Annotated in this window: 1 protein-coding gene; it reads right to left on the minus strand. The window is 56.0% G+C overall.

Translation table 11 applies throughout. The features are described from left to right. Nucleotides 1-247: hypothetical protein (locus tag D7X96_RS39380; RefSeq protein ID WP_147468538.1), on the minus strand; the 247-nt coding region annotated here is incomplete at its 3' end. Between the last annotated feature and the right edge of the window lie 151 nt (nucleotides 248-398).

Here is a 398-nt window from a genome sequence, read left to right on the forward strand (position 1 = left end):
TCCGCGACGACGCAAGCCGGACCTCGTCTAGCTTCCAGGACAGTTGGGCGTTTTGATCCACCGCCTGTTTTGCTTCCTCTTTGAGGTGCTCGGCCAAGGCCCGCTCTGCGTCGAGCTCGGCAAGAAGATCTTCCTTCTTCCTCGCCTCCTCCTCCAGGGCCGCGTCGCTTGCCGCCAGGGACTTAAGCAACTCCTTTTCGGTTGCCCAATCTGCTGCCCCGGCTTCGGCTGCATCCAGCCTCCCCATGCCAGTCTGGCACTTTTGCAAGAGCTGCAGTGGAAACAGAAGTGTCACAAAATGAAACACAGCAGAAAAAGAAAGAATGTTGAGTCAAGCGTGTACATACCGTTACCAGAGACCGCATTGAGGACATCAGCAGGGACTTGTTGTCCATCTG

Origin of the sequence: Corallococcus interemptor (assembly GCF_003668875.1) — a bacterium.
Taxonomy (GTDB): Bacteria; Myxococcota; Myxococcia; order Myxococcales; family Myxococcaceae; genus Corallococcus; species Corallococcus interemptor.